The sequence below is a fragment of the uncultured Jatrophihabitans sp. genome, from assembly GCF_964252635.1.
In the GTDB taxonomy this organism is placed as follows: Bacteria; Actinomycetota; Actinomycetes; order Mycobacteriales; family Jatrophihabitantaceae; genus Jatrophihabitans.
This window is the reverse complement of record NZ_CAXUNP010000005.1, coordinates 23,442-48,378: the sequence shown is the minus strand read 5'-3', so window position 1 is coordinate 48,378 and position 24,937 is coordinate 23,442. Positions and strand designations below refer to the sequence as shown.

At 71.9% G+C, this 24,937-nt stretch carries 24 protein-coding genes, 1 tRNA gene and 1 other RNA gene; 21 read left to right on the top strand and 5 right to left on the bottom strand.

All coding sequences use genetic code 11. The features are described from left to right. Nucleotides 1-18 precede the first annotated feature (18 nt). Nucleotides 19-1,308, bottom strand: coding sequence for an NAD(P)/FAD-dependent oxidoreductase (locus tag ACFFCA_RS03605; protein WP_375481894.1), 1,290 nt, complete (start codon nucleotides 1,306-1,308; stop codon nucleotides 19-21). A gap of 62 nt (nucleotides 1,309-1,370) precedes the next feature. Here ACFFCA_RS03605 and ACFFCA_RS03600 point away from each other — a divergent pair, with 62 nt between their 5' ends. After that, nucleotides 1,371-2,303, top strand: a complete 933-nt coding sequence (locus ACFFCA_RS03600; RefSeq protein WP_375481892.1) for a diacylglycerol kinase — start codon at nucleotides 1,371-1,373, stop codon at nucleotides 2,301-2,303. 38 nt (nucleotides 2,304-2,341) lie between these two features. Here ACFFCA_RS03600 and ACFFCA_RS03595 read toward each other — a convergent pair whose 3' ends face one another. Beyond that, nucleotides 2,342-2,902 (bottom strand): YceI family protein, encoded by a 561-nt coding sequence (locus ACFFCA_RS03595; RefSeq protein ID WP_375481890.1) that lies wholly within the window; start codon nucleotides 2,900-2,902, stop codon nucleotides 2,342-2,344. 92 nt (nucleotides 2,903-2,994) lie between these two features. Here ACFFCA_RS03595 and ACFFCA_RS03590 point away from each other — a divergent pair, with 92 nt between their 5' ends. The 7 genes from ACFFCA_RS03590 (at nucleotide 2,995) to ACFFCA_RS03560 (ending at nucleotide 9,325) form a co-directional block, all read left to right on the top strand. After that, the gene (locus ACFFCA_RS03590) at nucleotides 2,995-3,534 is read left to right on the top strand and encodes a MarR family winged helix-turn-helix transcriptional regulator (protein WP_375481888.1); all 540 of its coding nucleotides are present in this window, start codon (nucleotides 2,995-2,997) and stop codon (nucleotides 3,532-3,534) included. Nucleotides 3,535-3,636: 102 nt separating this feature from the next. Then, nucleotides 3,637-4,824 carry a PP2C family protein-serine/threonine phosphatase gene (locus ACFFCA_RS03585; protein WP_375481886.1) on the top strand — a complete coding sequence of 396 codons (1,188 nt, stop codon included), beginning with the start codon at nucleotides 3,637-3,639 and terminating at the stop codon, nucleotides 4,822-4,824. Continuing rightward, nucleotides 4,821-6,383, top strand: coding sequence for an ATP-binding protein (locus ACFFCA_RS03580; protein WP_375481884.1), 1,563 nt, complete (start codon nucleotides 4,821-4,823; stop codon nucleotides 6,381-6,383). The genes ACFFCA_RS03585 and ACFFCA_RS03580 overlap by 4 nt, the downstream gene beginning before the upstream one ends. After that, a complete protein-coding gene (locus tag ACFFCA_RS03575; protein ID WP_375481882.1) occupies nucleotides 6,361-6,828 on the top strand; it encodes a response regulator in 468 nt (155 codons plus the stop codon). The genes ACFFCA_RS03580 and ACFFCA_RS03575 overlap by 23 nt, the downstream gene beginning before the upstream one ends. A gap of 98 nt (nucleotides 6,829-6,926) precedes the next feature. Then, a complete protein-coding gene (locus ACFFCA_RS03570; protein ID WP_375481880.1) occupies nucleotides 6,927-7,187 on the top strand; it encodes a hypothetical protein in 261 nt (86 codons plus the stop codon). Between the two features lie 56 nt (nucleotides 7,188-7,243). Next, the gene (locus ACFFCA_RS03565; protein WP_375481878.1) at nucleotides 7,244-8,080 is read left to right on the top strand and encodes an alpha/beta fold hydrolase; all 837 of its coding nucleotides are present in this window, start codon (nucleotides 7,244-7,246) and stop codon (nucleotides 8,078-8,080) included. 48 nt (nucleotides 8,081-8,128) lie between these two features. Next, complete coding sequence (locus ACFFCA_RS03560) at nucleotides 8,129-9,325, top strand: MFS transporter (protein ID WP_375481876.1); 1,197 nt, start codon at nucleotides 8,129-8,131, stop codon at nucleotides 9,323-9,325. Between the two features lie 65 nt (nucleotides 9,326-9,390). Here the strand turns inward: ACFFCA_RS03560 and ACFFCA_RS03555 are convergent. Next, nucleotides 9,391-9,478 (bottom strand) — tRNA-Ser (locus tag ACFFCA_RS03555). A 90-nt stretch (nucleotides 9,479-9,568) separates the two neighbouring features. On the opposite strand from ACFFCA_RS03555, the gene ffs reads away from it, so the two are divergent. The 6 genes from ffs to ACFFCA_RS03525 all read left to right on the top strand — a co-directional run bounded on the left by ffs (nucleotide 9,569) and on the right by ACFFCA_RS03525 (nucleotide 15,076). Continuing rightward, an RNA gene (gene ffs / locus ACFFCA_RS03550) (signal recognition particle sRNA small type) lies at nucleotides 9,569-9,665 on the top strand. A 129-nt stretch (nucleotides 9,666-9,794) separates the two neighbouring features. After that, the gene (locus tag ACFFCA_RS03545) at nucleotides 9,795-11,801 is read left to right on the top strand and encodes a DNA polymerase III subunit gamma and tau (RefSeq protein ID WP_375481874.1); all 2,007 of its coding nucleotides are present in this window, start codon (nucleotides 9,795-9,797) and stop codon (nucleotides 11,799-11,801) included. Nucleotides 11,802-11,872: 71 nt separating this feature from the next. Beyond that, nucleotides 11,873-12,226: a YbaB/EbfC family nucleoid-associated protein gene (locus ACFFCA_RS03540; protein ID WP_375481871.1), complete on the top strand. Its 354-nt coding sequence runs from the start codon at nucleotides 11,873-11,875 to the stop codon at nucleotides 12,224-12,226. 24 nt (nucleotides 12,227-12,250) lie between these two features. Then, nucleotides 12,251-12,847: a recombination mediator RecR gene (gene recR, locus ACFFCA_RS03535; RefSeq protein ID WP_375481869.1), complete on the top strand. Its 597-nt coding sequence runs from the start codon at nucleotides 12,251-12,253 to the stop codon at nucleotides 12,845-12,847. A gap of 10 nt (nucleotides 12,848-12,857) precedes the next feature. Beyond that, nucleotides 12,858-13,844 (top strand): hypothetical protein, encoded by a 987-nt coding sequence (locus ACFFCA_RS03530; protein ID WP_375481867.1) that lies wholly within the window; start codon nucleotides 12,858-12,860, stop codon nucleotides 13,842-13,844. Continuing rightward, on the top strand, nucleotides 13,844-15,076 hold the full coding sequence (locus ACFFCA_RS03525) for a S8 family serine peptidase (RefSeq protein ID WP_375482058.1): 1,233 nt from the start codon (nucleotides 13,844-13,846) through the stop codon (nucleotides 15,074-15,076). Before ACFFCA_RS03530 ends, ACFFCA_RS03525 begins: the two co-directional genes overlap by 1 nt. 92 nt (nucleotides 15,077-15,168) lie before the next feature. On the opposite strand, the gene leuA is transcribed toward ACFFCA_RS03525, so the two are convergent. Then, nucleotides 15,169-16,926: a 2-isopropylmalate synthase gene (gene leuA, locus ACFFCA_RS03520; protein WP_375481865.1), complete on the bottom strand. Its 1,758-nt coding sequence runs from the start codon at nucleotides 16,924-16,926 to the stop codon at nucleotides 15,169-15,171. Between the two features lie 287 nt (nucleotides 16,927-17,213). On the opposite strand from leuA, the gene ACFFCA_RS03515 reads away from it, so the two are divergent. The 7 genes from ACFFCA_RS03515 (at nucleotide 17,214) to ACFFCA_RS03485 (ending at nucleotide 24,192) form a co-directional block, all read left to right on the top strand. Then, a complete protein-coding gene (locus ACFFCA_RS03515; protein ID WP_375481863.1) occupies nucleotides 17,214-18,650 on the top strand; it encodes a gamma-aminobutyraldehyde dehydrogenase in 1,437 nt (478 codons plus the stop codon). Nucleotides 18,651-18,673: 23 nt separating this feature from the next. Beyond that, nucleotides 18,674-18,901 (top strand): biotin/lipoyl-binding carrier protein, encoded by a 228-nt coding sequence (locus tag ACFFCA_RS03510; protein WP_375481861.1) that lies wholly within the window; start codon nucleotides 18,674-18,676, stop codon nucleotides 18,899-18,901. Between the two features lie 21 nt (nucleotides 18,902-18,922). Next, entirely contained in the window at nucleotides 18,923-20,254 is a 1,332-nt protein-coding gene (gene gabT, locus ACFFCA_RS03505) for a 4-aminobutyrate--2-oxoglutarate transaminase (RefSeq protein ID WP_375481859.1), read from the top strand. 42 nt (nucleotides 20,255-20,296) lie between these two features. Beyond that, nucleotides 20,297-20,608, top strand: coding sequence for an NfeD family protein (locus tag ACFFCA_RS03500; protein WP_375482056.1), 312 nt, complete (start codon nucleotides 20,297-20,299; stop codon nucleotides 20,606-20,608). A 2-nt stretch (nucleotides 20,609-20,610) separates the two neighbouring features. Then, nucleotides 20,611-21,771, top strand: a complete 1,161-nt coding sequence (locus ACFFCA_RS03495) for an SPFH domain-containing protein (protein ID WP_375481857.1) — start codon at nucleotides 20,611-20,613, stop codon at nucleotides 21,769-21,771. Between the two features lie 77 nt (nucleotides 21,772-21,848). Next, a complete protein-coding gene (locus ACFFCA_RS03490) occupies nucleotides 21,849-23,117 on the top strand; it encodes an aspartate kinase (RefSeq protein ID WP_375481855.1) in 1,269 nt (422 codons plus the stop codon). 55 nt (nucleotides 23,118-23,172) lie between these two features. After that, nucleotides 23,173-24,192 (top strand): aspartate-semialdehyde dehydrogenase, encoded by a 1,020-nt coding sequence (locus ACFFCA_RS03485; protein ID WP_375481853.1) that lies wholly within the window; start codon nucleotides 23,173-23,175, stop codon nucleotides 24,190-24,192. A gap of 114 nt (nucleotides 24,193-24,306) precedes the next feature. Here ACFFCA_RS03485 and def read toward each other — a convergent pair whose 3' ends face one another. After that, the gene (gene def, locus ACFFCA_RS03480; protein WP_375481852.1) at nucleotides 24,307-24,828 is read right to left on the bottom strand and encodes a peptide deformylase; all 522 of its coding nucleotides are present in this window, start codon (nucleotides 24,826-24,828) and stop codon (nucleotides 24,307-24,309) included. Nucleotides 24,829-24,937: the final 109 nt, after the last annotated feature.

Here is a 24,937-nt window from a genome sequence, read left to right as displayed (position 1 = left end):
TCGGCTCGTGCATGAGGATCATCCGTTCTGCGGACGCGACGTGTCGAGGGGCAGGCCGGGGCGCGTGGTCAGCATCAGCTGCACCTCCTGCGGGCCGAGCAGCGCGTGCTCGAACCAGTCGAACACGGTGCGCAGGCGGTTGCCCGGCATGGCGGCCAGGTGGTAGCCACGGGTGACCACCGCCGCGGGCAACCCGCCGAGCGGTACGCCCAGCGGGTCGGCCGCGCCGGACGCGCCACCGAGGTCGACGACGAAGCCGAGGTCGTGGTGCTCGTACGGATGGGGGGCGTGACCGTCGAGGGCGGCCAGAACGTTCTCGGCGACCCGCGCGCCCTGCCGCTGCGCGTGCTGCGCGGTCATCGCCGTCACCTGGCCCGGCCGGGTCAGGTCGGGCACCGCGGCGGCGTCGCCGCACGCCCACGCGTCCGGGTGGCCCGGCACGCCCAAGGTGGGCGACACCGTCAGCCGGCCGTGGTCGGTGTCGACGCCGAGCGAGGAGACGAGCGGGTCCGGGCGCACGCCCACGCACCACACGAGCGACCAGGTGGGCAGCGTGTCGCCGTCGGTGAGCTCGACCCCGGCGTGGGTCGCCTCCTTGACCGAGGTGCCCAGCCGGACGTCCACCCCGAGCTTGTGCAGCGTCTTCGCCGCGGTCCGGCCGAGCCGTGGTTTGAGCCCCGGCAGCACGTGGTCGGCGGTGTCGAGCAGCAGCCAGTTCGCCTCCGTGCCGGACAGCCTCGGGTGCCGGCGAAGCAGCCGGCGGGTGGTGCGTGCCCCGTACGCCGCGACCTCGGTGCCCGTGTAGCCGGCGCCCACGACGACGAACGTCAGCCGCGCCCTCCGCTCGTCGGCGTCGGACGTCTCGTCGGCCAGCTCGATCTGCCGGATGAGGTGGTCACGCAGGTACACCGCCTCGGCGAGGTCGCGGAACCCCAGCGCGTGCTCGGCCACGCCGGGGATGGGCAACAGCTTGGTGACGCTGCCGGAGGTGATGATCACTTGGTCGTAGCCGAGCTGCTGCGGACCACCGTCCAGCGCGTCGAAGGAGACGGTCCGGGCGTCGAGGTCGATGCCGGTGACCGTGCCCGCCACGTGACGCACCCGAGGCAGGGAACCGGCCAGTGAGATCGTCAGCCGACGCGGCTCGACGACCCCGGCCATGACCTGGGGCAGCAGCGGGACGTAGAGGAAGTAGTCGTGCGGGTTGAGCAGGACCACCTCGACGTCGGTCGCGTCGGCGTGCTCGGTCAGCCGGCGCGCGGCGTAGTACCCGGCGAAACCTGCCCCCACGACTACGACTCGGCGCATCCCGGAAGCCTAGAACGCGCGGCCTTCGATGTCGTCGGTCGATCGGCTGCCAAGCTCGTCGCATGAGTCCGATCCGCCGCGTCGCCATGCTGGTGAACCCGCAGGCCGGCCACGGGGCCTCGCGCAGGGCCGCGGACGCCGCAGCCGCGCGGCTCGCGGCGCGGGACGTCGGGGTACGGACGCTGGTCGGCGGTAGCGCGGACGAGTCGCGCGAGCTCGCGTGCCAGGCAGTACTGGACGGTGTGGACGCGCTGGTCGTGGTAGGCGGGGACGGCATGATCCGCTGCGCGCTGCCGGCCGTGGTCGGTACCGGGACGCCGCTCGGCGTCGTCCCTGCCGGGACCGGCAACGACCAGGCGCGCCACTACGGCTGGCCGCGCGGGGTGCGGCGCGCACCCGAGGCGGCCGACGTCGTGGCCGACGGCCGCTCGGTCGCCGTCGACGTCGGCGTGGCCGAGACCTCGGACGGGCGCCGCACCTACTTCGGGTCCGTCCTGGCGTCCGGGTTCGACTCGCTGGTCAGCGACCGCACCAACCGGATGCAGTGGCCGCACGGCCGCGCGCGCTACAACCTGGCGATGCTCGTGGAGTTCGTCGGCCTGCGGCCCCTGCCCGCGACGATCACGCTCGGCGACGGCACGGTCGTCAGCCAGGACGTGCTGCTCGTCGCGGTCGGCAACACCACCAGCTACGGCGGCGGGATGCGGATCTGCCCGGACGCCGATCCGTCCGACGGGCTGCTCGACGTGACGATCGGCGCCGCGGCGTCCCGGCGGCACGTCCTGGCCCAGCTGCCGCGGGTCTACCGCGGCACGCACGTCCGCCGGCCCGACACGACCACGGTGCGCACGGACCGGGTACGCATCGAGATGGGCACGGGCATCAACGCCTACGCCGACGGTGACCACCTCGGCCCGCTGCCCGTCGACGTCACCGTGCTGCCGGGTGCGCTGCGGCTGCTCGTCCCGGGGACGACGAAGGCCCGGGTCGGATGACCCGGGCCCTGCCGTGGTGAGGCTGCGAACGCGGTGCGTCAGGCGGACTTCACCGCGGAGATCTCGAACTCCAGGGTGACCTTCTCGCTGACCAGCACGCCACCGGTCTCGAGCGCGGCGTTGAAGCTGACGCCGTAGTCGGTGCGGTCGATGGTCGTCGTGCCGTCGAAGCCGATGCGGGTGTTGCCGAACGGGTCCTTGGCCGAGCCCTGGAACTCCAGCGGGACGGTGATCGCCTTGGTCGTGCCCTTGATCGTCAGGTCGCCGGTCACCTCGAAGTCGTCGCCGCCGCGGTGCGCGACGGAGGTCGAGACGAAGGTGATCTCGGGGTAGGTCTCGGCGTCCAGGAAGTCGTTCGTGCGCAGGTGACCGTCGCGCTGCTCGTTGCGGGTGTCGATGCTGGCGACCTTGGCCCGCACGTCGACGCGGGACAGGCTCGGGTCCGCGCCGTCGACGGTGATGGTGCCCTCGAAGTCGTTGAAGCCGCCGCGCACCTTGGTGACCATCGCGTGCCGGGCGACGAAGCCGAGGCGGGAGTGGGCGGGGTCGAGGGTGTAGGTGCCCGTGTGGACGGTGAAGTCGGTGGTGGTGCTGGTCATGGTCTGCTCCCGGTTGATCGAGGCTTGGTTGAGATGTCAACCAAGCTAGTACTCTGAGGATGACGTGTCAACCAACCGAGTATGGTGAACTGATGACCGTGTCCACCACCGACAGCCCGCCGGCCGAGTCCGCCGTCCGCTGGCTCACCGACGACGAGCAGTCGGCGTGGCGGGCGTTCCTGGCCATGAAGACCGAGCTGGACGCCCAGCTCGGTCGGGACATGCAGGACAGCTCCGGGTTGTCCATCGCCGACTTCTCGGTGCTGGTGCCGCTCAGCGAGCACCCCGAGGGTCGCCTGCGGATCCTCGAGCTGGCTCGCGGCCTGCAGTGGGAGAAGAGCCGGCTGTCCCACCAGCTCACCCGGATGGAGCAGCGCGGCCTGATCGAGCGTTCGAACTGTCGCGAGGACCGCCGCGGGTCGTTCGTCGTCCTCACCGCCGACGGCCGGCGCGCCGTCGAGGCGGCGGCTCCACGGCACGTGGAGTCGGTGCGCCGCTACCTGTTCGACCTGCTCACTCCAGACCAGGTCGCGGTTCTGGGGGACATATCCCGGACTGTCCGGGATCGTCTGGCTGCTCAGTGCGCGGGGCGTGAAGCGACGTGTGCAGAGAGCGACGCGGGCTCATGCTGAAAGCCGCCGGACCGACTATGGTCTGCACGGCCCGCCGTACCGGTCCGGGCCGGTAGGCGGGCCGACCCGTCTGCGTCACGCGACGACGGGCAGGCAGGCAGGATGAGCATCCTCGAGGTCGCCGGCGGGCAGGAGGGCGCGGTCAGCGTCCTGCTCGTCGAGGACGACCACGGTGATGCGGTGCTCGTGCAGGCCAGCCTGCACGAGGTCGGCTTCCCGGACGACGCCGTGCTGTGGGTCCGGACGATGGCCGAGGCCAAGGACGCGGTCGCCGCCCGTCGACCACGCTGCGTGCTGCTCGACCTGGGGCTGCCCGACGCGGAGGGGTACGCGGCGGTGCAGGAGATGGTGACGACCGCGCCGGACGTCGCGGTCATCGTGCTCACCGGGCGTCAGGAGCGCAACGGGGCCGACGCGCTGACCGCCGGGGCGCAGGACTACCTGGTCAAGGACGCCATCGACGGCGAGCTGCTCGAGCGCTCGATCCGCTACGCGATGGAGCGCAAGCGGACGCAGCGGGCTCAGGAACAACTGCTCGAGGCCGAGCTCAGCGCGGCCGAACAGGCCCGGCTCGAGCGCGGGCTGCTGCCGAGACCACTGGTGCGCACCGACGCGGTCGGCGTCGCCACCTACTACCGCCCCGGACGCGACAACGCGGTCCTCGGCGGCGACTTCTTCGACGTCGTCGAGACTCCCGAGGGCCGCATCCGCGCGGTCATCGGCGACGTGATGGGCCACGGGCCCGACGAGGCCGCGCTCGGCGTCCACCTCCGTGTCGCGTGGCGCACGCTGCTGCTCGCCGGCGTCCCGGACGTGGAGATCCTGCCGAACCTGTCGCGACTGCTCGACTCCGAGCAGGCCGAGCACCCCCGCTACGTCACCGCCTGCGAGGTCACCATCGACGGCGGCGAGCTGTCCATGCGGGTCGCGGGACACCCCGCGCCGGTGCTGACGGTGTCCGACGTCGCCGAGTACCCGGACGCCGTCGTGGGTCCGCCGCTCGGCGTGCGCGTGCCCGGCGGCGGCCGCTGGCCCGCCACCACGACCGCCTTCCCCGCAGGGTCGTCCGTCGTGCTCTACACCGACGGCCTGCTCGAGGCGTACGCCGTGCATCCCGAGACCGACTCGCTGGGCATCCCCGAACTGGTCGAGGCGGTGGGCCGGTTGAGCCGCGGGGGCGAACCTGCGACGGGGTGGATCTCCGAGCTGGTGAGCGGGGCGCCGCTGGACTCCGCCGACGACACTGCAGCGCTGGTACTGACGTCGGCGCTGTCGAGGAGCGAACCGTGAACGCGCTCGTCGAGCCTGTCGCCACCCGCACCAGTCCGTGGCGGTTACGGTCCAGACTTGGTCGGGCCTTCGCCGTCGTCACCGTCGTGGTGCTGCTGTTCGTCGCGCTGGCCGTGCTGGCCTCGATCCGCTTCGTCACCGCCGGCAACGCCCTTGTCTACCGGTTGCAGCCCGCGCAGACCACCAGCAAGCAGCTCTACGCCGACTTCCTGGTCGAGCAGAACGCACTGCGGTCCTACCTCATCAACGGCCAGGCCACGTCACTGGCCCCGTACAGCGCCGCGCCCGCCGCGCGTACCGCGGACCTACGACGGTTGCGTCATCTGACCCACGACTGGGACACGATCACGAAACGCACCACTGAATACCTGGCCGCGGTCGACAGCTGGGAGAAGAACAACGCAACGCCGGCGATCGCCCAGAAGCGGAAGGGCATCACCACGGTCGCCACCGCCCAGACCCGGGCTCGCAGCGCGCGCGTCGCCTCGGCAGCCGACGTGCTGGGCACCGCGATCGACGACGCAGTCTCCAGCTCGCGCGGGGGCCGGCTGACGGCCGGCGTGGTTGCCGCGGTGGCCCTCGGTCTGGCCGTGGCCATTCTCGTTCTCGCCGGGGTGGTCGTCTGGCGCGGATTGCACCGCTGGGTACTCCTACCCGTCGACAGCCTGGGTGCGCAGACCCGGGTGGTGGCCGAAGGGGACCTGTCCCGGGCCATCGAGCCGCTCGGCCCGATCGAGATGACGAACCTGGCCTACGACGTCGAGACCATGCGCGCGCGCATCGTCGACGAGCTGGCCCGCGCCGAGGACATCTCCGAGGACCTGCGCAGGCAGGGTGCCGAGCTGGAACGCTCGAACGCCGATCTGCAGCAGTTCGCCTACGTCGCGTCCCACGACCTGTCCGAGCCGCTGCGCAAGGTGGCCAACTTCTGCCAGCTCATCGAGCGCCAGTACGGCCCGCAGCTCGACGACCGCGGGCGGCAGTACATCTGGTTCGCCGTCGACGGGGCCAAGCGGATGCAGGCGCTGATCAACGACCTGCTGGCCCTGTCGCGCGTCGGGCGCACGACCGACACGTTCGAACAGATAGACCTCGACGCCAAGCTCGACCAGGCCATCGCCAACCTCGGCGAGCAGATCACGGCCACCGGGGCGACGATCGAGCGGCTGACGCGCTTGCCGACGATCGAGGGCGACCGGGCGCTGATGATCTCGTTGCTGCAGAACCTCATCGGCAACGCGATCAAGTACCACCGTGACGACGTGCCGCCGATCGTGCGGATCGGGGCCGAGCGCGACGGCAAGAACTGGGTCATCCGGGTCAGCGACAACGGCATCGGCATCGACCCGCAGTACGCCGACCGGATCTTCGCCGTATTCCAGCGGCTGCACCTGCGCGACCAGTACGGTGGCACCGGCATCGGGTTGGCGCTCTGCCGACGCATCGTGGACTTCCACGGTGGCCGGATCCGGCTCGACACCCCCGACCCCGGCGAGGGCGCTGCCTTCGTCTTCTCCCTACCGGAAGGCCAGCACCGTGCCCGATCAGACGACGAGTGACTCCGAGGAGCGTGGCCCGCTCGACGTGCTGCTCGTCGAGGACGACGCCGGCGACGTGATCATCGCCCAGGAAGCGCTGCGGGCCGGGCAGGTCGACACGCGGCTGTCCATCGTCAGTGACGGCGTGGAGGCCATGGCCTTCCTGCACCGCGAGGGTGAGTACCGCGACGCCGAGCGGCCCGACCTCATCCTGCTCGACCTCAACCTGCCGCGGAAGTCCGGGCACGAGGTGCTCGCCGAGGTCAAGGCCGACCCTGCCCTGCGCTCGATCCCGGTGGTCGTGCTGACCACGTCGGCGGCCGTCGAGGACGTCGCGCGCTCCTACGAGCAGTACGCCAACGTCTACGTCACCAAGCCGGTCGACTTCGACCACTTCACCGCCGTGGTCAAGCAGATTGACAGCTTCTTCTCCGAGGTCGCGCGGCTGCCTCCGCAGGCGGACTGACCCCCGGAACCTGGCGCCGGGCTGTGCGTCGCGACGGCCCGGCGAAGAAGGGCCCGCCGGCCGGTTAGAACGCGTTTTGCCGGGGGAATGGTCGAGCCATGACAGCTCATGTGGGCACGATGTCCGTGGACGGCACGCCGATCTCGCAGGCCGACATGGCCCGCATCGAGGCCGAGGAAGTGCTGCACTCCGAACAGCAGCGCAGGGCCGTGCGCGTCGTGGCGGCCGCCGCCACCGACGTGGACGACGCCCGCATGCTGCTCTCCATCCTGGGCCTCGGCGACGAGGTCGTGACGAGCGCGCGGGCCGAGATGGTCGAGCCCGTCAAGCACTCCCGCAAGCGCCGCGTCGCCGCCTGACCCGGGCCGAGGTCCGGCCGCGCGCCCCTGAGAGGCGCGCACTAATCTCGCGTGGCGTGCGCAGTGACGTCCTGGTCGGCGGGTACGTGCTGTCCTACCTGCAGGCCGGGGCCGCCGACGACCCGGTCGTCCTGCTCCTGCACGGGCTCGCGTCCGATAGCGAGACGTGGGACCGTGCCCTGGAGCCGCTGGCCGCCCGCGGTTTCCGGGTTCTCGCGCTCGACCTGATCGGGCACGGCCGGTCCGACAAGCCCGATACGTCCTACGAGCTCGCCGAGCTCGCCGCCTCCGTCAAGGCCTTCCTGGACGCGGTGGGAGTCGAGTCGGCGACGCTGTGCGGTCACTCGTGGGGTGGCGCCATCGCCATGGCCGTCGCCAGTGAGTACCCCGCCACCGTCGACGCCCTGGTGCTGGTCTCGGCCGGTGGCCTCGGGCGTGAGGTCCATCCGCTCCTGCGCGCCGCCGCGCTGCCGGTCGCGCCCTACGTGCTGCGGGCGGCGACCCGCCCCCGCCTGCGGCGTTGGTACAACCACCCGCGGGTCCATCGCGCACTGCGCCTGACCGAGGACAACCTCGTCAACCTGCGGCGGGCCGGTCGTGCTCTCGGGGATCCGAACGGCCAGTCGTCGTTCTTCGCCTCGCTGCGGGGGGTCATCGAGGTCGGCGGTCAACGCGGGTCGTTCATCGACATGGGACGCCTCTCGGCCGAGCGGCCCACGCTGCTGCTGTGGACCGAGGGCGACCCGGTCATCCCGGTCGCGCACGCGCGCGCCGCGCACGCCCATCTCCCGGGCAGCCGGCTGGTCGTGCTGCCGGGCGGGGGCCACGAGCCGCACCGACGGGATCCGGAGCGCTTTGCCGACGAGGTGGCGGCCTTCCTCTTATCTCACTGAGTAGGACGGTCGTCTCTTCCTATGAGACGAGCGGTTAGGCTGACGGGCATGGCCGAGTCGAGGCGTTGGGCGATCCTCGCGGTCGGCACCTACGCGCAGGCCGCCACCTGCTCGTTCCTGTACGGCATGCCGCTGCTCGTGGCCGCCCTGCGTGACGAGGGGCTGAGCCTCGTGCAGGCCGGTGTGCTGGTGTCCGCGCCCGTGGCCGGCCTGCTGTGCACGCTGATCCTCTGGGGAGCCGCAGCCGACCGGCACGGTGAGCGCGTTGTCATCGTGACCGGCGTCGGGCTGTCGGCCGTCCTGCTCGCCGGAGCGGCCGCCACGCAGAGCCCGGTTCCGTTCGGGGCGCTGCTCGGCCTGGCCGGGGCGGCAGCAGGATCGGTGAACGCCGCCAGCGGGCGCATGGTGCTCGGCTGGTTCCCGGTCGCCGAGCGCGGCCTCGCGATGGGGACGCGGCAGACCGCGCAGCCGCTGGGCGTCGCGCTCGCGGCCCTGGTGCTGCCGGCGCTGGCCCGGGTGCACGGCCCGTACCTCGCCCTGGCGTTCCCGGCCGCGCTGTGCGCGGTGGCCGCGGTGCTCGTGTTCCTCGTCGTGCGTGACCCGGCCCGCCCGGCGAAGGTCGAGGGGGAAGCGCCGGCCCGCTCGCCCTACCGCGGCTCGCGGGTGCTCGCGCGGGTGCACGGGTCGAGCGCGCTGCTCGTCGTTCCGCAGTTCGCGGTCAGCGGCTTCACGCTCGCCTACCTCGTCGCCGAGCGGCACTGGGACCCGGTCGCCGCCGGCCGGCTGGTCGTCGGGTTCCAGGTCGCGGGAGCGGTCGGCCGCGTGGTCGCGGGCGTGTGGTCCGACCGGGTCGCCAGCCGGTTGCGTCCGATGCGCCAGCTCGCCGTCGCCAGCGCCGCCCTGATGGCCCTCATCGCGGTGGGAGCCGGCACCGGCGCCTGGTTGGTCGTGGCCGGCTTCGGGCTGGGTGCGGTCGTCACCGTCGCCGACAACGGGCTGGCGTACGTCTCGGTGGCCGAGGTCGCCGGGCGGGAATGGTCCGGCCGCGCGCTGGGCGTGCAGAACACGGTGCAGAACGTGGCCGCGGTCGCGACGCCGCCGGCGCTGGCGGCGATCGTCAGCAGCGCCGGGTACGCGTGGGGGTTCGCCCTGGTGGCCGTGTCCCCGCTGCTGGCGATCCCGCTGGTGCCCGTCCGCGCCGAGCGCATCGCGGCGGAGCAGCCACCGGTGCCGGCCGGTCGTTGAGCGTCGCGCTCGCGCCGTGGTGCCTTCGTGCAGCGGGCCCGCGTGTGGTGATCACGCGGGCCCGGTGGCGGAGGATATGGGATTTGAACCCATGAGGGGTTTCCCCCAACCCGCGTTCCAGGCGAGCGCCATAGGCCACTAGGCGAATCCTCCGCCGACGAGGATACGGGCATCGTCGCGCGCGGCCCACACCCGCTCCGGAGGAGTGTGTGACCGGCCCCGGCGGCACCCGTAGACTCGGCACCCGACCCCCCGTGCGGCGCTCATCCCGCGAACCTCCCCAGGGCCGGAAGGCAGCAAGGATAAGCAGGCTCTGACGGGTGCGCGGGGGGTCCTTCCCTGCCCGGGCGCGCCGACCGCTCCGCCGGTGGACGGGCGTGGCGGGTGTCGGTGCCGATGGTTAAGGTCGACGGGTGAGCAGAGCGAACAGCAGGCATGACGGCTCTGCCGGCCCGAACGGGGTGAGGGCATGACCCAGCCCGCGTCGAGCAACCTGGCGCTCTACCGCAAGTACCGCTCCGCCACCTTCGCCGAGGTCATCGGGCAGGACCACGTCACCGTCCCGCTGCGCGCCGCGCTGGACGCCGGACGGATCAACCACGCCTATTTGTTCAGTGGGCCACGCGGCTGTGGCAAGACCTCGAGCGCGCGCATCCTGGCCCGTTCGCTGAACTGCGCCCAGGGCCCCACGAGCGAGCCGTGCGGCGTCTGCGACTCCTGCCGCGAGCTGGCGCCGAACGGCCCGGGCTCGATCGACGTGATCGAGATCGACGCGGCGAGCCACAACGGTGTCGACGACGCCCGCGACCTGCGTGAGCGCGCGTTCTTCGCCCCGGTGCGCGACCGCTACAAGGTCTACATCATCGACGAGGCGCACATGGTGACGACGGCGGCGTTCAACGCGCTGCTGAAACTTGTCGAGGAACCGCCGGACTTCCTGGTCTTCATCTTCGCGACCACCGAGCCCGACAAGGTGCTCACCACCATCCGCTCGCGGACCCACCACTACCCGTTCCGGCTGATCCCGCCGCAGGTCCTGCGCAAGCACCTCGAGCACATCACCGCCGCCGAGGGCATCGCGGTCGAGCCGGCGGTGCTGCCGCTGGTGGTACGGGCGGGTGGCGGCTCGGCGCGTGACTCGCTGTCCATCCTCGATCAGCTGCTGGCCGGCGCCGGTCCGGAGGGCGTCACGTACGCGCGGGCCGTCGGGCTGCTCGGCGTCACCGACTCGGCGCTGCTCGACGACATGATCGACTCGTTGGCCGCCGCCGATGCGGCCGGCGTGTACGGCACGGTCGACCGCGTCGCCGAGGCCGGTCACGACCCGCGCCGGTTCTCCGTCGACCTGCTCGACCGCTTCCGCGACCTGATCCTGCTCGACGCCGTGCCGGACGCCGGGGAGCGCGGGCTGATCAACGTCCCGCAGGACCAGCTCGCCCACATGGCCGACCAGGCCGTCCGGCTCGGCGGCGCCACGCTGGCCCGCTACGCCGAGATCGTGCACACCGCGCTCATCGAGATGCGCGGCACGACCTCCCCGCGCCTCGTGCTCGAGCTGCTCTGCGCGCGGATGATGCTGCCCGACGCGACCACCGACGCTGCGGCGCTGCTGCAACGCCTCGAACGTCTCGAACGTCGGATGACGGCCTCGGACGACGACGCCCCGCCGGAGCTGCCCCGGGCCGCCGCGCTTGCGCAGCCGCCCGCGGCCGCACCGGAACGCCCAGCCGCATCGGAACGCCCCGCCGCATCGGAATGCCCCGCCGCATCGGAACGCCCCGACGCACCGCAACCTGCGGCGGCACCCGAACGTCAAGCCGCGCCGGAACGCCCAGCGGCACCGGAACGCCCAGCGGCACCGGGACGCCCCGCCGCACCGCAACGCCCAGCCCCACCGCACCGCCCAGCCACGCCACAACCCGCGGCCGCCCGCCCGCCGGCCGGGGCGCCGGAGCCAACCGCCCCCGCGGCGGCGGCCGCGTCGACCCCGGACATACACGACACCCCCGGAGCCCTCGACTCGGCGGCTCTTCGTCGGCTCTGGCCGGAGATCCTCGAGACGGTCAAGATCTCGAGCCGCCGCACCCGCGCGCTGCTCGACAACGCCCAGATCACCGAGGCCGACGGCGAGCTGGTTCGGCTGAGCGCGCCGGCGGCGCTGGCCAAGATGATCAGCGACGACAGCAACACCTCGGTGCTCAAGGACGCCCTGCGCGCGGTCGTCGGGGGTTCCTGGCGCATCGAGGTCTCGGCCGGGTCCGGCGCACCGGCGGCTGCGGGCGACACCACCCCTGCCCCGGCCGCGCGGACCCGGGCGGCGGAGCGCGACGAGCCCGACCCGCGCGACGAACCGGACTTCGAGCACTCGGCCCCGTCGGCTCCCGGTTCGGGCGCGTCCGCGGCCCACGACCCCGAGGCCGACGCAGTCAGGTTGTTGAGCGAGCAGCTCGGCGCGCGCCCCGTCGAGCGCGGGTGAGTGCCCGTTACCCTGGGCCGCAGCACACCTGAGACACCCGCAGCACACCCCAGCTACAGAGGTAGGACGACGTGAGCCAGCCAGGAAGATTCGGCGGCGGTGGCCAGCCGAACCTGCAGCAGCTGATGCAGCAGGCCCAGAAGATGCAGCAGGACCTCGCCGCGGCGCAGGCGGAGCTGGCCGAGGCGCAGGTCACCGGGTCGTCCGGCGGCGGTCTGGTGACGGCCACGCTCAGCGGCGACGGTGAGCTCGCCTCGCTCGTCATCGACCCCGAGGTCGTCGACCCCGACGACGTCGAGACCCTGCAGGACCTCGTGGTCGCCGCCGTGCGCGACGCGCAGCGTGCCGTCGGCGAACTCACCGCCGAGAAGATGGGCCCGGTCACCGGCGGGCTCGGCGGCGGCCTGGGCATCCCCGGTCTCTGACCGGCCCGAGCGAGCAGACCACCCGTGTACGAAGGCGCCGTCCAGGACCTCATCGACGAGCTCGGACGGTTGCCCGGTGTGGGCCCCAAGAGCGCGCAGCGCATCGCCTTCCACCTGCTGGCCACCGAGGCCGTCGACGTCGAGCGCCTGGCCAGCACGCTGCTGCGGGTCAAGAACGAGGTCAAGTTCTGCTCGATCTGCGGCAACGTCGCGCAGGCCGAGGTCTGCCGCATCTGCAGCGACGACCGCCGCGACGCGACGGTGATCTGCGTGGTCGAGGAGCCCAAGGACGTCGTCGCCGTCGAGCGCACCAGGGAGTTCCGCGGCCGGTACCACGTGCTCGGCGGCGCGATCAGCCCCATCGACGGGATCGGCCCGGACGACCTGCGCATCCGTGAGCTGCTGACCCGCCTGCGGGACGGCGTCGTCACCGAGCTCATCCTCGCCACCGACCCGAACCTCGAGGGCGAGGCGACCGCCACCTACCTCGCGCGCCTGCTCTCGCCGATGGGTCTCACCGTCTCCCGGTTGGCCAGTGGGCTGCCGGTCGGCGGTGACCTCGAGTACGCCGACGAGGTGACGCTCGGCCGGGCGTTCTCGGGACGTCGACGCGTCGACTGAGGGCGCCCCGATGCCGCCCGAGGCGCCCGCCGGGTCATCCACGGGCTCATCCACGGGGCCACCGCGTCGCCCCCTGCTGTTCTGGTCGGCGCTGCTCGTCGCCCTGGCCGCCCTCGTCGGCGGAGCCGTCGTGGCCGTCACGAGCGTCGTCGGCACGCAGGCGCCGGCCGGCGCCGTCCGGGGCTACTTCGATGCCCTCCAGCACGCCGACGCGCCCCGCGCCCTGGGGTTCGGCGACGTGCCGTCCGGTTCCCGCGTGCTGCTGACGTCCGCCGTGCTGCGGGAACAGCGGCGCAACGCGACCATCGTCGACGTGCACGTCGCGACGGTGCGGCACACCGGGTCGCGGGCCGTCGTGCCGGTGTCCTACACGCTGCGCTACCCGGGTGCCGACGTCCCGGTGTCGGTCCGCATCCCCGTGCACGACTCGGGCAGCGGCTGGCGCCTCGATGCCGCCGCCGTCCGCACGCAGCTGACCCTGCGCATGGCGTCGCAGCGCGCCTCGGTGCTGGGCCACGAGGTGCCCACAACCGACGTGCTGGCCTTCCCGGGCGCGCCGCCCGTTCGCTTCGACACCGCCTACCTGGCCCTCGACCCCGACTCCGGCATCGTCCCGGGCCGCAGCGGCGCCCGCACCTTCGACGTCGTCGCCACCGCGGCCGGACGCAGGGCCATGCAGGCCGCGGTGCTGGCCGCGATCACCCGGTGCCTGTCGGACGCCCACCCCGCCGTCACCTGCCCGCTGCCCGACGCGCGCTACGTGCCCGGCAGCGTGCACGGGCGACCGACCGGCGGGCTGTCCGGCGTGCACCTCTCGCTCGACGTCACCGAGATCGGCCGCTTCGACCTGACCGCCACCGTGGCGGTCGCGGCGACCAGCTACCAGCGGCTGGACTTCCACAACCGGGCCAGCACCGGCCGCGGCCGCGTCACCCTCGACGTCCACGCCCTGGCCGCGGCCCGTCCGCTGCTGACGATCACCTGGTTGCCGGCGTGATGCGGCGGCTGGCCGCCCTGGTCGCGGCCGCGGGCCTGGCCGTGGCCATGGGCCCCGCAGCTCCGGCGGCGGCGGCACCGGGCCCGCCGAACGCTCCGGAGTACTGGTTCGACAGCTGGGGCGTCCCGGCCCTGTGGAGCTCCGGCGCGCGCGGGCAGGGCGTCACCATCGCCGAGATCGACTCCGGGGTGAACGCGGCGCTGCCCGAACTCGCCGGCCGGGTGGTGCCCGGCACCGATCTCGGGGTCGGCGGCGACGGCCAGGTCGACCGCGAGCGCAGCAGCTTCGGCCACGGAACGGCCATGGCCTCGATCATGGTCGCCCGACCCGGGCTGTTGGACATCACCGGGCTGGCCCCCGACGCCAAGGTCCTGCCCGTCGCCGTGCCGTTGACCGGCACCACCGACGCCCAGCGACCCGACCGGTTGCCCGACGCGATCCGCTACGCGGCCGACCACGGCGCCAAGATCATCAACATGTCGGTGGGCGGGCTGCGCGACCCGGCGACCGATGACACCCCGTGTCCGGAGGACGAGCAGCAGGCCGTGTTCCACGCCCTGGGCAAGGGCGCGGTCGTGGTGGCGTCCGTGGGCAACACCGGGCCGACCCGCAACACGGTGGAGGAACCAGCCGTCTGCCTCGGTGTGGTCTCGGTCGGGGCGGTGGACCGGCAGGGCGTCGTCGCGAGCTTCTCGGCCCGCGAACCGTTCCTGACCGTCACCGCGCCGGGGGTCGACATCCCGTCACTGGGTCGCACCGCAGGGGATGCGTTCTCCGGCGACGGCACCAGCCAGGCGACGGCGCTAGTGTCGGCCGCGCTGGCCCTGGCCTGGTCGGCGCACCCGCAGCTCACGAACCGCCAACTCGTCGCGCGGCTGCTGGCGACCGTCGACGGGCGGCGGACCACGCCCAGCAGCGCCGACGGCTACGGGCGCCTGGACGCGGGCACCCTCGTCCGCGCCCGGGTCCCCGCCGACGCGCCCAACCCGGTGTTCGCGGCGGCGGCGCCGTTCAGCGAGCGGGAGGCGCGCCTGGACCGGGTCCAACCCGTCCCGCCCAAACCGGCCGCGGACACGCCGCTGCCGACGGGCGGCTACGCGGTGGCCGGCCACCCCCGGTTCACCGACCGGGCCCGGCGGGCCACCGGCGTCTCCGCCGCCGGGCTCGTGGCGCTGCTCGCCGTCGTGGCCGTCGGCACGCAACGCCGCCGCCGTCGACGGCAGGCGTTCTAGCCGCAGCCGCCGCAGCCGCCGCAGCCCGAGTCGTCCGCGCTCTGACGCGCCGGATTACAACGAGGCGCGGACAACTCGGGGAGGGGGGCGTGTCAGCCGAGGCGGCGGGATTCTCGGTTGACGGCGCTGACAACGGCACGCAGTGACGCCTGGGTCGTCGACTCGCTGATGCCGACGCCCCAGAGCACGGTGCCCTCGGCGTCGCCGAACTCGATCTCGAGGTAGGCGGCGGCCTCGGCGTCACGACCCGAGGTCAGCGCGTGCTCGTGGTAGTCGAGGACCCGCACGGTCAGCCCGCCGTAGCCGAGGTCGACGGTCGACAGCGCGTCGCAGAACGCCGACACCGGGCCGTTGCCCACGCCGCTGATCTCGTGCTCGACACCCTTGACCCGCACCGTCGCGGTGATCCGTTCGATGCCCTCGTCGCTCGTGGACGACAACCGCACCAGCTCGACGTCGCCGGCCGACAGGTACTCGTCGGAGAAGATCCGCCACATCGCCGCCGGCTCGACCTCGCCGCCCTCGGCGTCGGTGTGGCCCTGGATGACGTGGCTGAACTCGATCTGCAGCCGGCGCGGCAGGTCGAGCTTGTGGTCGTTCTTCATGATGTAGGCGACGCCGCCCTTGCCGGACTGCGAGTTCACCCGGATGACGGCCTCGTAGCTGCGGCCGACGTCCTTGGGGTCGATCGGCAGGTACGGGATGTGCCACGGCATCTCGCCGACCGGCCGGCCCGCGTCGGCCGCCTGCCGCGACAGGTCGTCGAAGCCCTTCTTGATCGCGTCCTGGTGCGAGCCCGAGAAGGACGTGTAGACGAGGTCGCCCGCGTACGGGTGCCGCTCGTGCACGCCGATCCGGTTGCAGTACTCGACGGTACGGCGGATCTCGTCGATGTCGCTGAAGTCGATCATCGGGTCGATGCCCTGGCTGTACAGGTTCAGCCCGAGCGTCACCAGGTCGACGTTGCCGCTGCGCTCGCCGTTGCCGAACAGGCAGCCCTCGATGCGCTGCGCGCCGGCCAGCACGGCCAGCTCGGCGTCGGCGGTCGCGGTCCCGCGGTCGTTGTGGGTGTGCACGGACAGGCAGACGTGGTCACGACGGGAGAAGTGCCGCGACATCCACTCGATCTGGTCGGCGTAGACGTTGGGGGTCGATCGCTCGACGGTGCACGGCAGGTTGATGACGATCTCGCGCTCCGGGCCGGGCTGCCAGACGTCCATGACGCCCTCGCAGATCTCCAGGGAGAAGTCGAGCTCGGTGTCCATGAAGATCTCGGGGGAGTACTCGAGACCGAAGTCGGTGCCGGGCAGGTGGACGTCCGCGTATTTCATGATCGACTGGATGCCGTCGACGGCGACGGCGCGGCACTGGGCCCGGCCGTCGCCCTCCCAGCCGAACACGACCTTGCGGAACACCGGCGCGGCCGCGTTGTACATGTGCACGGTGGCCTGGCGTGCGCCGACGAGCGACTGCACGGTGCGCTCGATGAGTTCCTCGCGCGCCTGGGTGAGCACCGAGATGCGCACGTCGTCGGGGATGCGGTCGCCCTCGACGAGGCTGCGGACGAAGTCGAAGTCGGTCTGGCTGGCGGCCGGGAACCCGACCTCGATCTCCTTGTAGCCCAGACGGACGAGCAGGTCGAACATGGCGTTCTTGCGGGCGGCGTTCATCGGGTCGATGAGAGCCTGGTTGCCGTCGCGCAGGTCGGTCGAGAGCCAGCGCGGGGCCCTGTCGATGGTTCTCGTGGGCCAGGTGCGGTCGGGGAGGTCGACGCTCGGGAAGCGCGGGTAGCGGTGGTGCGGCATGCCCGAGGGCTGCTGCGGACTGGGTCGGCTGGCGGGACGGCTCATGACGGTGCTCCGGGGGTGATCGGTGGGAGCGGTCGGCGGCGCGGTGCGATCCCGCGGCGAGGGGCCGACCGGATCAGTTCCGGGCCTCGCCGCGGCCGGGAAGGAGCAGCACGCGGGTCATGGTGCTGCCAGGCTAGCCGACCCGGCGGGACCGGGCCAGGGCGGTCGCCCGACGGTGATCAACTGCGGATGCGTGCGGCCAGGCAATCCGAATCCGCAGTTGATTACAGCCATTGCTACGGATTCCGTTGTTGTCGGGCGTGTGCACCGTCGGTAACGTTCCCCACGTGAGCGACAAGACTGTGGTCCAGAACCTGATCAACGGCGAGTCGGCCCCGGCGGCGGACGGGCGCACGCTCGACCTCGTTGACCCGAGCACCGGCGAGGTCTTCGGCACCTCCCCGGTGTCCGGCGCCGAGGACGTCGACCGGGCCTATACCGCGGCCGCGACCGCGTTCGAGGGCTGGCGCGACACCACGCCCAGCGAGCGCCAGCAGGCCCTGCTCAAGTTCGCGCAGGCCCTGGAGGACCGCGCCGAGGACCTGATCGCCGCCGAGTGCCGCAACACCGGCAAGCCGATCGAGATGACCCGCACCGAGGAGATCCCGCCCGCGCTCGACCAGATCCGCTTCTTCGCCGGCGCGGCCCGCCTGCTCGAGGGCCGGGGCGCCGGGGAGTACATGAAGGGCTTCACGTCCTACGTGCGTCGCGAGCCGGTCGGCGTCGTCGGCCAGGTGACGCCGTGGAACTACCCGATGATGATGGCCGTCTGGAAGTTCGCGCCCGCCCTGGCCGCCGGCAACTGCGTGGTGCTCAAGCCGAGCGACACGACGCCGGCTAGCTCCGTGCTGATGGCCGAGATCGCCCAGGAGTTCTTCCCGCCCGGCGTCTTCAACGTCCTGTGCGGCGACCGCGACACCGGCCGCGAGCTCGTCTCGCACCGCGTCCCGGCCATGGTGTCGATCACCGGCTCGGTCCGGGCCGGGTTCCAGGTCGCCGACGCCGCGGCCAAGGACCTCAAGCGCGTGCACCTCGAGCTCGGCGGCAAGGCGCCGGTCGTCGTGTTCGCCGACGCCGACCTCGCCGACGCGGCCGAGAACATCGCGATCGCCGGCTACTTCAACGCCGGCCAGGATTGCACGGCCGCAACCCGCGTGCTCGTCGAGGCCGCGGTGGCCGACGAGTTCTCGGCCCTGCTCGCCGAGCAGGCGCGCGCTACCAAGGTGGGGCCGCCGTCGGACAAGGACGCGCTGTACGGGCCGCTCAACAACGCCACCCAGCTCGAGCACGTCGGCGGCATGCTCGAGCGGCTGCCGGACCACGCCGAGGTGCTGGCCGGTGGCGCCCGGCAGGGCAACAAGGGGTACTTCTGGCAGCCGACCGTCGTCGGCGGGCTGACCCAGCGCGACGAGATGAGCCAGCACGAGGTGTTCGGGCCGGTCATCAGCGTGCAGAGCTTCACCGACGAGGCCGAGGCGATCCGCAGCGCCAACGACGTCGAGTACGGGCTGGCGTCGTCGGTGTGGACGAAGGACCACGGCCGGGCGATGCGCATGACGCGCGCACTCGACTTCGGCTGCGTGTGGGTCAACTGCCACATCCCGATCGTGGCCGAGATGCCGCACGGCGGGTTCAAGCACTCGGGCTACGGCAAGGACCTGTCCGTGTACGGGCTGGAGGACTACACCCGCATCAAGCACGTCATGCACAACATCGATGTGTGAACGACGCGACTAGCCTTCCTGTCATGAGTCACGTTCTGGGCGCCGAGATGGTCGCGCGGGTCCACTCGGTGGCGGTGCAGGTCGGCGACACGGTGCGACCCGACACCATGGTCGTGCTCCTGGAGTCCATGAAGATGGAGATCCCGGTGCTGGCCGAGGTCGACGGCGTCGTCCGGGAGATCTCCGTCGCGCCCGGCGACAACATCCAGGAGGGCGACGTCATCGCCGTCCTCGACGAGACGCAGAGCTAGACCGACGAACGCGAGGACGCCATGACCGTCGAGCAGCGACGCCTCCTGACCACCGAGATCCCGGGGCCGCGCTCGCGAGCGCTGCACGAGCGCAAGGGTGCCGCGGTCGCGTCCGGCGTCGGGACGACACTGCCGGTGTACGTGGAGCGGGCCGGCGGCGGGGTCGTGGTCGACGTCGACGGCAACCAGCTCATCGACTTCGGTTCGGGCATCGCCGTGACGACGGTAGGCAACGCGGCGCCGCGCGTGGTCGAGGCGGTGCAGGCCCAGGTCGCCGCGTTCACCCACACCTGTTTCATGGTCACGCCGTACGAGGGCTACGTCGCGGTGGCCGAGAAGCTCAACGAGCTGACCCCGGGCACCCACGACAAGCGCAGCGCGCTGTTCAACTCCGGCGCCGAGGCCGTCGAGAACGCAGTCAAGATCGCGCGGCATCACACGGGCCGGCAGGCCGTGGTCGCGTTCGACCACGCCTACCACGGGCGCACGAACCTGACGATGGCCCTGACCGCCAAGTCGATGCCCTACAAGAGCGGCTTCGGGCCGTTTGCCGGCGAGGTCTACCGCGTCCCGATGGCCTACCCGTACCGGTGGCCGACCGGCCCGGAGAACTGTGCGGACGAGGCGTTCGCGACGTTCGTCGAGCAGGTGCACGCGCAGGTCGGTGAGCAGAACACGGCGGCCGTGATCGTCGAGCCGATCCAGGGCGAGGGCGGCTTCGTCGTGCCCGCACCCGGTTTCCTGGCCCGCGTGGCCGAATGGTGCGCGGCGCACGGCATCGTGTTCGTCGCGGATGAGATCCAGAGCGGTTTCTGCCGCACCGGCGACTGGTTCGCCTGCGAGTTCGAGGGCGTCGTGCCCGACCTGATCACCACGGCCAAGGGCATCGCCGGCGGCCTGCCGCTCGCCGCCGTCACCGGCCGCGCCGAGATGATGGACGCCGTCCACACCGGGGGTCTGGGCGGCACCTACGGCGGCAACCCGGTGGCCTGCGCCGCGGCGCTGGCCGCGATCGAGACCATGCAGGCCGACGACCTGTGCGGGGCGGCCAAGCGCATCGAGTCGACGATGCTGCCGCGGCTGCAGGCGCTGGCCGAGAAGTACGGCTCGGTCGGCGACGTCCGGGGCCGAGGCGCGATGCTGGCCGTCGAACTCGTCGAGCCGGGCACGTCCACCCCCGACCCGGCGCTCACCGCCGCGCTGTCGGCGGCCTGCCACCGAGAGGGCCTCATCACCCTGACCGCCGGCACGTACGGCAACGTCCTGCGCTTCCTGCCGCCGCTGGTCATCGGTGACGACCTGCTGCACGAGGGACTCGACATCCTCGACGCCGCCTTCGCCGGGCACGCCTGAGCGCCGTGCACGCCTGAGCGGGACCTTTCGGAGCGCTGACATCTGCGTACACCGGGCTCCCAGGAAGCCGCGTGGAGTGCAAAGATCACGTCATCATCGGGTGAGGGCGGGGGCACGGTGGCGGACGCGTCGTTGATCGGCTCGACAGGGGTCGTCATCGTCGCCACGCGTGGCTCGAACGGGTCGGGCGAGGTGCTGCTCGAGACGGGCGGCACCGGCGAGACCTTCCTCGCCTGGTCGACCACGCCGTTGCCCAAGGGCGAGCAGGTGCTCGTCACGGACGTCCGCGGCGCCCGCACGGTCGAGGTCGAGGCGATCTCGGAGTTCGGCGCGGACAGCGCCGGGAAGGGCTGATCATGCTCGGTTACCAGGTCCCGTCGCCCGACGAGGCGATGCTGATTGCTGGCGGCAAGAACAAGGGCAGCACCCCGTTCCGCGTGGTCACAGGCCACGGCGCCTTCGTGCTGCCGTTCTTCCGCAAGGCCCGCTTCCTCACGCTGTCGATGATGGAGTCGGAGGTCGACGAACGTTGCGTGACGCGGCAGGGCATCGCGCTGAACGTCCGCGCCGTGATCGCCTTCAAGGTCGGCACCGACGAGGCCAGCATCGTGGCCGCCGGACAGCGCTTCCTGTCCGACCAGGACCAGATGTCGGTGCTCACCGGACGCATCTTCGCCGGCCACCTGCGCTCCATCATCGGCTCGATGACCGTGGAGGAGATCGTCACCGAACGGCAGAAGCTGGCCACCGAGGTGCTCGACGGGTCCAAGGAGGAGATGGCCCGCATCGGCCTGGGCGTCGACGCCCTGCAGATCCAGTCCATCGACGACGGCGACCTCGGCTACATCGCCGCGATGTCGGCGCCGCACACCGCCGCCATCCAGCAGGCCGCGCAGATCTCGCAGTCGCAGGCGCGGCAGGCGGCCGCCGAGGCCGAGCAGGAGTCGCAGCGGGCGCAGGCCGAGTACGCCCGCCAGACCGCGATCGTGCAGGCGCAGTACAAGGCAGAGGTCGACCAGGCCCAGGCGTCCGCCGGGCAGGCCGGCCCGCTGGCCGCGGCCAAGGCGCAGCGAGAGGTGCTGGCCATGCAGACCGAGCTCGCACAGCGCAACGCCGAGCTGCGGCAGCAGCAGCTGGTGGCCGAGGTGGTCAAACCGGCCGAGGCCGACGCCGAGAAGACCCGCGTGCTGGCCAAAGCCGACGCCGAGCGGATGCGCATCCAGGCCGAGGCCGCCGCGTCGCACAACCGGGTCGCGCTCGACCGGATGCTCATCGACCAGCTGCCACTGATCGTCCGGGAGGCGGCGGCCGGGCTGAACGGCGCCAACGTCAACATCCTCAACGGCGCCAGCGGGCTCAGCGAGATGGCGGCCAGCCTCGTCGGCCAGGGCCTGACGATCTTCGACTCGATCCGCGGCAACCTCAACGGATCGAGTGCCGAGGACGCCGGCGAACCGGACGCGCCCGAGCCCGAGCGTCCGCAGCTCGGCGACGGCGCGCACCCCCGCCCCGACTGAGCGGCGGGCGAAAGCGTTGCCGGCGGGCCGGTAGGCTGGGGTTTCCCGCCCGCCGCCGTTCGTCAGGGGTCGATGCAGTGAGTCTCGTCGTGCAGAAGTACGGCGGCTCGTCCGTCGCCGACGCCGAGCGCATCAAGCGGGTCGCCGAGCGCATCGTCGCCACCAAGCGCGAGGGGCACGACGTCGCGGTCATCGTGTCCGCCATGGGCGACACCACCGACGAGCTCATCGACCTCGCCGAGCAGATCGTCCCGGTGCCCGGGGGCCGTGAGTTCGACATGCTGCTCACGGCCGGCGAGCGCATCTCGATGGCGCTGCTCGCGATGGCCATCAACTCGTTGGGCTACCGCGCCGAGTCGTTCACCGGCTCGCAGGCCGGTGTGCTCACCACGTCCGTGCACGGCAACGCCAAGATCGTCGACGTGACTCCGGCGCGCATCGAGAACTCCATCGCCGAGGGCAACATCGCCATCGTCGCGGGGTTCCAGGGGTTCTCCAAAGAGACCATGAACATCACGACCCTCGGGCGCGGCGGCTCGGACACCACCGCAGTGGCCATCGCCGCCGCGTTGCGCGCCGACGTCTGCGAGATCTACACCGACGTCGACGGCGTCTACAGCGCCGACCCGCGCATCGTCCCGAACGCGCGACGGCTCGAGCAGGTGACGTTCGAGGAGATGCTCGAGCTCGCGGCCTGCGGCGCGAAGATCCTGCACCTGCGCAGCGTCGAGTACGCGCGTCGCTACGGGATGCCGTTGCACGTGCGCTCGTCGTTCTCGGCCAAGTCCGGCACCACAGTCAGCGGATCGATGGAGGACCTCCCGGTGGAACAGGCGATCATCAGCGGCGTCGCACACGACCGCAGCGAGGTCAAGATCACGGTCGTGAACGTGCCCGACAAGCCGGGCCAGGCCGCCGCGATCTTCCGCGAGCTGGCCAACGCCGAGATCAATATCGACATGATCGTGCAGAACGTGTCGACGGGCGGCACCGGACGCACGGACGTGTCGTTCACGCTCCCCGCCACCGACGGCAGCACCGCGTTGTCCGCGCTCAAGCGCGTCCAGGACGAGGTCGGGTTCTCCGACCTGCTTTACGACGACCACGTGGGCAAGCTGTCGCTGGTCGGGGCGGGCATGCGTTCGCACCCCGGTGTGTCGGCGCGTTTCTTCACCGCCCTGTCCGACGCCGGCATCAACATGGAGATGATCTCGACGTCCGAGATCCGCATCTCGGTGGTCGTGCGCGACACCGACCTCGACGTCGCCGTCCGGGTCGTGCACGACGCCTTCGAGCTCGGGTCCGAGGACGAGCAGGCCGTCGTCTACGGAGGTACCGGCAGATGAACCACCCCACGACTTCGCTCCGCACAGAACGCTCCACGAATTCGCGGGGGCCCCGATGAGAGTGGGAGTGGTCGGAGCCACGGGCCAGGTCGGCACGGTCATGCGGCGGCTGCTGGCCGAGCGCTCGTTCCCGGTCGACGACATCCGCTTCTTCGCCTCGGCGCGCTCCGCCGGCGGCACCCTGCCGTGGGAGGGCGTCGACGTCCGCATCGAGGACGCCGCCACCGCCGACCCGTCCGGGCTCGACATCGCGCTGTTCTCCGCCGGCGGCTCGACGTCGAAGGAGCTGGCCCCGACCTTCGCCGCGGCCGGGGTCACCGTCATCGACAACTCCAGCGCCTGGCGCATGGACCCCGACGTCCCGCTCGTCGTGGCCGAGGTCAACGGCGCCGAGGTCCACCACGCCACCAAGGGCATCATCGCCAACCCGAACTGCACCACCATGGCGGCGATGCCGGTGCTCAAGCCGCTGCACGACGACGCCGGGCTGATCCGCCTCGTCGTCTCCACCTACCAGGCCGTGTCCGGCGCGGGCCTCGCCGGCGTGGACGAGCTCGACGGCCAGGTGCAGAAGGTCGCCGGTGGTGCCGCAGGCCTGACCCATGACGGCGGCGCGGTGGCCTTCCCCGAGCCGGTGAAGTTCGCCCGGCCGATCGCGTTCAACGTCCTGCCGCTGGCCGGGTCCATCGTCGACGACGGTGCGTTCGAGACCGACGAGGAGAAGAAGCTGCGCAACGAGTCGCGCAAGATCCTCGACATTCCGGCGCTGCGCGTGTCGGGGCTGTGCGTGCGTGTGCCCGTGTTCACCGGGCACTCGTTGTCGATCAACGCCGAGTTCGAGCGGCCGCTGTCGGTGGCCCGGGCGACCGAGCTGCTGGCCGGCGCACCCGGCGTCGAGCTGTCCGACGTGCCGACCCCGTTGCAAGCCGCGGGTCGTGACCCGTCCTACGTCGGGCGGCTGCGCCAGGACGAGGGCGTCGACGGCGGCCGCGGGCTGGCCCTGTTCGTCAGCAACGACAACCTGCGCAAGGGCGCGGCGCTGAACACGGTGCAGATTGCGGAACTGCTCGTCTGACGAGGGCGTGGTCGCACGGCTGGAGCCGTGTCCGCTCTCGCGGGCGTGTCACACGGTGATACGGCGGGCTCCGTAACACGCTGTGACACGCCTTGGGGCATCGCCGTGCCCCACTCAGCCGGGGACGGGTGCGTTCCAGTCGAACGGCTCCATGTCGCGCAGCACCCGCCGGCGGCGGTTGCGCGGCAGGTGGTCGATGTAGAGCACGCCGCGCAGGTGGTCGGTCTCGTGCTGCAGGCAGCGCGCGAAGTACCCGTCGCCGCTGACCTCGACCGGCTCGTTGTGCAGGTCGACGCCGCGCACCTCGGCGTGCATGGCGCGCTCGAGCTCGTGGAACGGGCCGGGCACCGACAGGCAGCCCTCCTCGCCGTTCTGCGTCGCGCCGCTGGTCTCGATGGTCGGGTTCACGACGTGGCCGCGCACCCGCTCGCCCGAACCGTCGGGGCAGTCGTAGACGAAGACGGCGAGGTCGACGCCGATCTGCGGAGCGGCGAGCCCAACGCCCTCGGCCACGGCGAGCGAGGCGAAGAGGTCCTCGATCAGGGTCGCCAGCGTGTCGTCGAACTCGGTGACGGGACGGGCCGGCGTGGCGAGGACGGGATCACCCACGACTCGGATCTTCGGCGGCGTGGTCACGCGAAAAGCCTATCCGGGCCGAAGGTTTGCGGAGGGAGCGGCCTTGCCTGGTCGGGGTATTCGGCGCTACGCGCCTCCTACCCCCTCCATCGCCTCGGCAGAGCGAGCG

Coding starts and splice junctions, on each gene's coding strand:
- ACFFCA_RS03605 (WP_375481894.1), bottom strand. CDS start 1,308: ATGCGCCGAGTCGTAGTCGTGGGGGCAGGTTTCGCCGGGTACTACGCC.
- ACFFCA_RS03600 (WP_375481892.1), top strand. CDS start 1,371: ATGAGTCCGATCCGCCGCGTCGCCATGCTGGTGAACCCGCAGGCCGGC.
- ACFFCA_RS03595 (WP_375481890.1), bottom strand. CDS start 2,902: ATGACCAGCACCACCACCGACTTCACCGTCCACACGGGCACCTACACC.
- ACFFCA_RS03590 (WP_375481888.1), top strand. CDS start 2,995: ATGACCGTGTCCACCACCGACAGCCCGCCGGCCGAGTCCGCCGTCCGC.
- ACFFCA_RS03585 (WP_375481886.1), top strand. CDS start 3,637: ATGAGCATCCTCGAGGTCGCCGGCGGGCAGGAGGGCGCGGTCAGCGTC.
- ACFFCA_RS03570 (WP_375481880.1), top strand. CDS start 6,927: ATGACAGCTCATGTGGGCACGATGTCCGTGGACGGCACGCCGATCTCG.
- ACFFCA_RS03560 (WP_375481876.1), top strand. CDS start 8,129: ATGGCCGAGTCGAGGCGTTGGGCGATCCTCGCGGTCGGCACCTACGCG.
- ACFFCA_RS03545 (WP_375481874.1), top strand. CDS start 9,795: ATGACCCAGCCCGCGTCGAGCAACCTGGCGCTCTACCGCAAGTACCGC.
- ACFFCA_RS03530 (WP_375481867.1), top strand. CDS start 12,858: ATGCCGCCCGAGGCGCCCGCCGGGTCATCCACGGGCTCATCCACGGGG.
- ACFFCA_RS03525 (WP_375482058.1), top strand. CDS start 13,844: ATGCGGCGGCTGGCCGCCCTGGTCGCGGCCGCGGGCCTGGCCGTGGCC.
- leuA (WP_375481865.1), bottom strand. CDS start 16,926: ATGAGCCGTCCCGCCAGCCGACCCAGTCCGCAGCAGCCCTCGGGCATG.
- ACFFCA_RS03510 (WP_375481861.1), top strand. CDS start 18,674: ATGAGTCACGTTCTGGGCGCCGAGATGGTCGCGCGGGTCCACTCGGTG.
- gabT (WP_375481859.1), top strand. CDS start 18,923: ATGACCGTCGAGCAGCGACGCCTCCTGACCACCGAGATCCCGGGGCCG.
- ACFFCA_RS03495 (WP_375481857.1), top strand. CDS start 20,611: ATGCTCGGTTACCAGGTCCCGTCGCCCGACGAGGCGATGCTGATTGCT.
- ACFFCA_RS03485 (WP_375481853.1), top strand. CDS start 23,173: ATGAGAGTGGGAGTGGTCGGAGCCACGGGCCAGGTCGGCACGGTCATG.